Source organism: Adlercreutzia sp. DFI.6.23 (assembly GCF_024462535.1).
GTDB lineage: Bacteria > Actinomycetota > Coriobacteriia > Coriobacteriales > Eggerthellaceae > Adlercreutzia > Adlercreutzia rubneri.
In genome coordinates this window covers 1-313 of record NZ_JANGBP010000372.1, presented here as the reverse complement: position 1 = coordinate 313, position 313 = coordinate 1, and the positions used below count along the sequence as shown (strand labels likewise).

Here is a 313-nt window from a genome sequence, read left to right as displayed (position 1 = left end):
ATGAACATCGGCACGGGAGTTCTCACGCCCTTATGGGAGTACGGAGAGACCTTGGACAATCTTGATTTCTGGTTGGAAACCCCCGCTGTAAACATCATTGTCGACAACGGAACCGTCAAAGGCGTCTACGCCCAGGAAGCCGACGGCATTGTTCGCATTAACGCGAAATCGGTCGTCATGGCGACAGGCGGCTTTGCGAGCAACGTGGATATGGGAAAGGAGTGGCTGCGCGTACCCGCTGAGCGCATTAAATTCATGAGCTTCGAGAGCCATGTTGATGCCGTCGCCATCTTGGCCCTCGAAGCTCATGAAT

Annotated in this window: 1 protein-coding gene; it reads left to right on the top strand. The window is 54.3% G+C overall.

Annotated elements, in window-relative coordinates:
• Window positions 1-51: 51 nt before the first annotated feature.
• The coding region (locus NE591_RS13770; RefSeq protein WP_256156922.1) for an FAD-binding protein at window positions 52-313 on the top strand (262 nt) is incomplete at its 3' end.